This is a genomic window from Ensifer sp. Root954 (genome assembly GCF_001429005.1).
Lineage (GTDB): Bacteria > Pseudomonadota > Alphaproteobacteria > Rhizobiales > Rhizobiaceae > Ensifer > Ensifer adhaerens.
Window position 1 is genome coordinate 37,995 of the sequence record NZ_LMJM01000010.1, and the last position, 6,602, is coordinate 44,596.

Here is a 6,602-nt window from a genome sequence, read left to right on the forward strand (position 1 = left end):
GTCAGGCACGGCGGTCATCGCGCAGCTCCGAATAGAGATAGGGGACAATGATGGCGGCAAGGCTCGTCAGCATGACGGTCGCACTGGCCGCGCCCACGCCAAGTTCGTTGCGGGTGAAGGTCATCGAATACATGAATGTCGAGGGCAGTTCCGTCGAGACGCCTGGCCCGCCCTTGGTGAGGGCGACGACGAGGTCGTAGCTCTTGATGGCGAGATGGGCTTCGATGACGAACGCGGTCAGGAATACGGGCCTGAGAGCCGGAATGACGATGCGCGTGTAAACCTTGTGGATGGGGGCGCCATCCACCCGCGCTGCGCGCAGGATCTCCGTGTCGACGCCGCGAAGTCCTGCCAGGAACAATGCCATGACGAAGCCGGTGACTTGCCACACGCCAGCGATGACAATCGTGTAGATGGCCCAATCCGGATCCACCAACCACTGGAAGGTGAATGACTGCCAGCCGAGGCTGCGCACCATGTGCTCCAGCCCCAGGCCGGGATTGAGAAGCCACTGCCAGATCACCCCGGTGACCACGAAGGACAGTGCCATCGGATAGAGGAAGATCGCGCGGAACACGCCTTCCAACCGAATTTTCTGGTCGATCAGGATGGCGATGTAGAGGCCGAGACAGGTCGCAACCACGACATAGAGACCGCCGAAGATCGCCATGTTTTCAATCGCGGTTATCCAACGCGGATTGTCGAAGAGCCGCTCGTATTGCCGCCAGCCTACGAAATCGAACCTGGCGAACATCTTCGATCCGGTGAAGGATAGAAGCGCGGTATAGGCGATGAAGCCATAAACGCAGATCGCGATCGCCGCCAACGACGGCGATAGGACGAGCGCCGGCAACGCGGCCTGTATACGTTTGGAAAGAGTCATTGCTATCTGCCCGATTTCAGCGGCACCAGCCGCCTAGACGACTGGTGCCGCGCAAGAGTTGGTCGCCGTTGTGGTGCGGCCAACTCCTGGGAGGATCTTTATCTGGCGGCGTTGATCGCAGTCACAAGCGCCGCGACTGCGTCCTTGGACGACATGTCGGAGTTGAAGTGCTGGGTGACGACGTCGAACATGGCGCGCTGAATGCCTGCCGGCTCGGCGTGGCCATGTGCGAGCGAGCCCAGAAGCGTCCCGGATGAAACGGCGCTCTTGAGATCGGCCATGGACTTCTTTGCGCAGGTATCAAACTTGTCGTCGGAGACGTCCGTTCGGGCTGGAATCGAACCCTTCACCAGATTGAACGCTTCCTGAAAACTCGGGGACATGACACTTGCCGCGAGCTTGTGCTGGGCCGAAAGTTTGCTGTCGCCCACCGGGAACATGGCAAAAAAGTCAGTGTTGAACAGGAACGCCCCTTCGGTGCCCGGCGCTGTGACGCATAGGATATCCACGCCCGGCGCAAGGTTGGCCTTGACGATCTCGCCCTTCGCCCAATCGCCCATGAGCTGCATGGCCGCTTCGCCCTTGAGAACCATCGCGGTGGCAAGGTTCCAATCCCGGCCGGAGAAGTTCGGGTCGACATAGCCGCGGATCTTGCGCATCTGGTCAAAGACCTTGACCATCGTATCCGACTTCAACGCCGCATCATCCAATTCGAGAATGGCCTTCTTGTAGAATTCCGGCCCACCGATCCCGAGAACGACGTCGTCGAAAACCGTTGTGTCCTGCCACGGCTGGCCTCCGTGAGCGAGGGGAACGATGCCCTTCTCCTTGAGCTTGTCGGCGACTGCGTTGAATTCGTCCCAGGTCTTCGGTGGCTCCAGGTCGTTGTCCTTGAAGACCTTCGCGTTGATCCAGAGCCAGTTCGGACGGTGGATGTTGACCGGTACGGCCTGCCACTTGCCGTCGTGCACGGCGAAATTCTTGACGGCGTCGGGCACGACCTTGTCCCACCCTTCCTCGTCGGCGACCGAAGTCAGGTCACCAAGAAGCCCCTCCTCCGACCATTCGTTTACCGCCATGCCGAGCAGCTGCGCAGCGGTCGGGGGGTTGCCTGAAGTCACCCGCGCTTTGAGCGCCGTGTTAGCCGCCTCGCCACCGCCACCCGCGACGGGCATGTCCTGCCAGCCGACGCCTTGTTTCTGAAGGTCATCCTTCAAGACGCCGACGGCGGCGGCTTCGCCGCCCGAGGTCCACCAGTGCAACACCTCGACGCTGTCCTGTGCGAGGGCGAAGCCGGACGCCGAAGCACTGAGCACCGCGGCAATGGCCAGTGATTTGAAAGTCGATTTCATTTAGTTCCTCCCCTGGGCGGCCCCATGCCGCCTCTGCAAACAGACGGCTTCTCCTCTTCCGTTTGTTTGGATGGAAAACAAACATATTGACGCGACCGTGTCAACTTGGTTCGATGGGCCGTGGACAAAAATGTGAACGGAAGCGGCCTCGCCGCGGTCGAGTTGGTCGACAAATTTGAAAGCCGGCAAAATCGGCGACAGTCGCGGCTGAAATGACTATATGCTTTCGCTCGAAAGGCGATCCCACGCGGATTCGCTACCAGTCTCGCGGGCCCAACCTAGTCGGAGCACTCCATGTCCATGCCCAGCGCCGTCAGGCACATCAACGAAGTCAGGGTGCTCGATGTCGTCTTTCGGCAAGGCAAGGTCAGCCGCGCCAACATCGCCCGTGAACTTGGACTTACGCGGTCGACCGCCAGCAGCATTGTGGCGAGCCTCACCGAAGAAGGATTGCTTGTCGAAGACAATTCAGAAGACGACAAGAGTGCAGGCACAGGACGCCCCGGCACGTTCGTTCGGCTCAATGCCAACTACGGCGTCTTCATTGGCGCGGACATAGGCGTTGGTCGTCTTACGGTCGTGGCGCTCGACATGGAGGCACAGGTCGTCGCGCAGTCTCAATCAAATTTCGATTTGGCTGTCGCCGATCCCGAACGCATCATTCAGCAGTTGGTGAGGACCGTAAAATCGCTCACCAAGAGCCTGTCGCAGACGCATACGGTTCGAGGTCTGTGTCTGACGGCGCCCGGCGTCATTGATCGGACCGGAACGATCCTACGTGCGCCGATTCTTGGATGGCGCCAAGAGCCGATCCTCGACAAATTGGCGGAAATGCTTCCCGAAGATCTGCTGCTCGCTGCGGAAAACGATGCCAACGCCTTCGCAATGGCGGAGATGTACCGCTCGAAGGACGAGAGCACTGATACGGAAATTTACATCTTCCTCGACGCCGGCGTCGGCGGCGCGATCGTCAACTCAGGACAATTGTTGCACGGACAGGACGGTTATGCCGGAGAGCTTGGCCATATCATCCTTGGAGATGAAGGCTTCGTCGAGCTTGCGACCATCTCCGGATCCTTCGAGAGCTTCATCGGCCGCGAGGCGGTTCTCGCCCGCTACCGCTTTCATGGAGGATCCGCCAGCGACATCGACGAGTTCGCAAGCGCAGCTCGGCGGAAGGAGCGCGCGGCCCTATCGACGCTGACGGATTGGTCGTTTTACCTTGGCCGGGGTGTTGCGACGCTGACAAGCATCTTCAACCCGGCACGAATTGTGCTCGGCGGCCCCGTCGCGATGCTCTACGACTTGTGCCGCGACGAGGTCATGGAGAATGTTCGCCAGAATCTGCTGGACGAGCACCCGATCCCGGAGATCCGCCTATCCAAGCTGGGCCCGGAGGGCCCCGCGATTGGAGGAGCCTCGATGCTGCACAAACGAATGCTTTCGGTCGATGAAGAGTTGATCTATCGACGTAACCGCGGGCCGTCAGCGCGCTGAGCTGTTAGATCCGGGCCAAGCCAAGGCCTCCGCGGAGGATTTCGGGCCGGACGCGCAGATAGTTTGCAATTTGGTTGTGGGCGCCTTCAAAACCAAGCTTGTGGGTCTCAGTCACAACCATGACCGTGCAACCGGCTGAAACTGCGGCAGCGATTCCAGCCTCCGCATCCTCGAAGGCCAGACAGCGGGCTGGGTTCACAGCCAGCCGCTCGGCTGCGAGGATGAAACAATCCGGCGCAGGCTTTCCCTTCTGGACGTCTTCGGCCGTCACCAGAATGGCTGGCGTCGGCAATCCCGCCGCCTCCAGCCTTGTTCTTGCAAGAGCTAGAGGAGCCGATGTCACGACGGCCCACTTGCGCGGCGGCAGACTGTTGAGAAAAAGTGGTGCCCCGGGAATGGGCACCACGCCTTTGACCTCTGCGATTTCAGCCTGCGTGATGGCCGACGCCTCGGCGTGAGGGTCGACGTGAGAAAGCCCGAGCGAAGCGATCGTCTCCGACGCCCTCCTCCCGTGGATGGTTGGAAGAAAGACCTCGGGGTCAAGGCCGAACTTCCCAAACCAAGCTCCCCATACGCGCTCCGCTGCGGCAATCGAATTGAGGATGGTGCCGTCCATATCGAACAAAAAGGCTTCGAAGGTGTCGTCGTAAAGAAGGTCGGACATGATGCAACGTTCGGATCAGATTTTCTTCAGGCGATCACTCCTCACTCCGGAGCGATGACACCCTTGCGCAAGATAACGCCGCCGTAGAAGCGTCGCTCGCCGGTTACGACGACCGTGTGGGCAGCCCGGACACGATCCTTGAAGTTATCTGGTTCGACGGCGGTCAACTCGATCGGCTTTCCTTCGCTCTTTTCAAGAACAGAAGCATAGTCCTTGAAGACAGGCAGGATTTTCGCCGGATCATTTTCCGCGATCATGCGCCAGGCTACATGCGGCTCCTGTTCTTCGAGCGGAAACACCCCGATGATGGCTTCAAGCGCGCGTGGGCCATCAACACCATCGAGCCGGATGAGGCGGTCGTCTCCGCCGTCACACGGAAAGTTGGCATCGACAATAGCGATGTCATGGCGATGGCCCATTGCCCTCAGGGCATAAAGCAGTTCTGGCGATAGAATGGGATCGATGTGTTTGAGCATTGGCTTCCTCCTCTGAGTCTATTTGCTTTTGCTTTATACAAATACAAATGAGGTGTCAAACGACTTCCTGCGCGGTTCTTCTAAATTGCAGGCAGTTCGGGCAGATCGAAAAGGCTTTCACGTAAAAGCGCGGCCGCCCCAATTGCCGCACCGTCGCCACCGAATTTCGCAACGGAAATGGGCGGAACGTCGAAGCCGTGAACGAGGTTTTCGGCCAACAACGCCCCCACTCTCGACGCGACCCTTGGATAGAGTACCGCAAGCGGACCGCCGAGAACGATCGTCTTGGGATCGAGAATATGAATGAGGTTGAGGAAACCGGTGGCAAGGGCCGAGGCCCACTCGTCCAGTGCGCTATCGAACTCCGGCGAGTTCACGAGCGACGCCAGACGTGCCAACCCCTCAGGGATCGGGCTCTCTTGGTCGATAAAGGGCAAGAACCTCTGGTAACCGGCCAGGATTTCGAAGGTGTGGGTCGCCGCCATTTGTGGGCGTGCGCCCATGACCATGTGTCCCACCTCCCCGCCAAGCCCATGCGCACCCTCAATAACACGGCCCTGCCTTAGGTGCGCACTGCCAATACCCTGGGCAAGCAGCAGTAGGAGCGCGTCACTCAGATCGCCTTCGCCCGCATCCGTGGCCACCGCGCACGCAAGCGCGACAGCGTCATTGCAGATGTGGATCTTTTGCAAGGGCTGCATGGCTTTGGACATTGCTGCCACGACATCGACGTCCCGCCAATTGAGCCATGGCGCCGAGATAATCCTGCCTTCACGGACGATGCCGGGCACGGAGATGCAAACGCCCCTAACTCGTGAGGCGCGCACCTTCGAATTTTCTATGAGTTCTTTCGGCAAGGTCGCGAGCAGCGCGATCACCCGGTCGGGATCTTGGTAGCGGTCCGCGATAGATACGATCCTTTTGGCCACGACACGCATCGAGAAGTCGACGAGAACGGCGTTTATTTCAGCCGAAGATATGTCCAGTCCGATGAAATATGCACCCGTCGGATTAAGGGATACGAGGGCGCCTGGCCGCCCTGCACCGCTTGCCTCTGCGCTTTCGTTGAGATCGATGACGAGCTTTTCGGCAAGGAGTTGCTTAATCGAGTTGCCGACCGTAGCACGCGTGACGTTCAATTCACGAGCTATATCGGCGCGCGAAAGCGAGACGTCCCTGCGCAGGACGCGCAAGCAACGGACCGCATTCATGTGTCGCAGGACACTGTTCGTCGTCAACATTCCTCCCAGGGACACCATGTGTCAGTCAGGAGCTATCGCAGGATGCCGGCAGCGCATTCGAATCGCTACCGACGACATATTCTGACGAACTATCAGATGCCCGAACGCAAGCAAAGGTTACCCTCCAGGCGACACCTTCATGCGATCGACCATCCGCCGTCGACAAGCAGATTGGCACCGGTCACCAACGAGGCCGCCGGGGAGGCGAGATAGACCACTGCCCCAACAACGTCGTCGGTGTCCCCGATGCGACCAAGTGGAATATGGCCCACTGTCCGACTGTAAAAATCCGGATCTGCGAGTACTGGCCGCGTCGAGTCCGTCCAAATAAAGGTAGGTGCGACCGTATTGACGGTGATCCCGTACTGCGCCCATTCGGCCGCGAGGCAGCGGCTCAGGTGGTTGATCGCGGCCTTGCTCATGCAATAGATTGCCTCGCCCCGCAGCGTGACAGTACCGGCTTGCGAACTGATGTTCACGATCCGCCCG

At 59.5% G+C, this 6,602-nt stretch carries 7 protein-coding genes; 1 reads left to right on the forward strand and 6 read right to left on the reverse strand.

Annotated features, from left to right (window positions below; all coding sequences use genetic code 11):
• Nucleotide 1 precedes the first annotated feature (1 nt).
• Nucleotides 2–883, reverse strand: coding sequence for a carbohydrate ABC transporter permease (locus ASE71_RS06040; protein ID WP_060520140.1), 882 nt, complete (start codon nucleotides 881–883; stop codon nucleotides 2–4).
• A gap of 98 nt (nucleotides 884–981) precedes the next feature.
• Entirely contained in the window at nucleotides 982–2,235 is a 1,254-nt protein-coding gene (locus ASE71_RS06045; protein ID WP_060520139.1) for an ABC transporter substrate-binding protein, read from the reverse strand.
• Nucleotides 2,236–2,529: 294 nt separating this feature from the next.
• Between ASE71_RS06045 and ASE71_RS06050 the strand changes: the two genes are divergently transcribed.
• Entirely contained in the window at nucleotides 2,530–3,732 is a 1,203-nt protein-coding gene (locus ASE71_RS06050) for an ROK family transcriptional regulator (protein WP_060520138.1), read from the forward strand.
• Between the two features lie 4 nt (nucleotides 3,733–3,736).
• Here the strand turns inward: ASE71_RS06050 and ASE71_RS06055 are convergent, their stop codons facing one another.
• The 4 genes from ASE71_RS06055 to ASE71_RS36765 form a co-directional block, all read right to left on the reverse strand.
• Nucleotides 3,737–4,396 (reverse strand): HAD-IA family hydrolase, encoded by a 660-nt coding sequence (locus tag ASE71_RS06055; RefSeq protein WP_060520137.1) that lies wholly within the window; start codon nucleotides 4,394–4,396, stop codon nucleotides 3,737–3,739.
• Nucleotides 4,397–4,437: 41 nt separating this feature from the next.
• Nucleotides 4,438–4,872: an RbsD/FucU family protein gene (locus tag ASE71_RS06060; RefSeq protein WP_060520136.1), complete on the reverse strand. Its 435-nt coding sequence runs from the start codon at nucleotides 4,870–4,872 to the stop codon at nucleotides 4,438–4,440.
• 80 nt (nucleotides 4,873–4,952) lie between these two features.
• Nucleotides 4,953–6,110, reverse strand: a complete 1,158-nt coding sequence (locus ASE71_RS06065) for an ROK family transcriptional regulator (protein WP_162251858.1) — start codon at nucleotides 6,108–6,110, stop codon at nucleotides 4,953–4,955.
• 140 nt (nucleotides 6,111–6,250) lie between these two features.
• Nucleotides 6,251–6,602 (reverse strand): SDR family NAD(P)-dependent oxidoreductase (locus tag ASE71_RS36765; protein ID WP_244497354.1); only part of this gene is annotated, 352 nt, incomplete at its 5' end.

What these genes read in the sequence shown, in the direction of transcription:
- ASE71_RS06040 (WP_060520140.1), bottom strand. Translation starts at nt 883, where the DNA reads ATGACTCTTTCCAAACGTATACAGGCCGCGTTGCCGGCGCTCGTCCTA.
- ASE71_RS06045 (WP_060520139.1), bottom strand. Translation starts at nt 2,235, where the DNA reads ATGAAATCGACTTTCAAATCACTGGCCATTGCCGCGGTGCTCAGTGCT.
- ASE71_RS06050 (WP_060520138.1), top strand. Translation starts at nt 2,530, where the DNA reads ATGTCCATGCCCAGCGCCGTCAGGCACATCAACGAAGTCAGGGTGCTC.
- ASE71_RS06055 (WP_060520137.1), bottom strand. Translation starts at nt 4,396, where the DNA reads ATGTCCGACCTTCTTTACGACGACACCTTCGAAGCCTTTTTGTTCGAT.
- ASE71_RS06060 (WP_060520136.1), bottom strand. Translation starts at nt 4,872, where the DNA reads ATGCTCAAACACATCGATCCCATTCTATCGCCAGAACTGCTTTATGCC.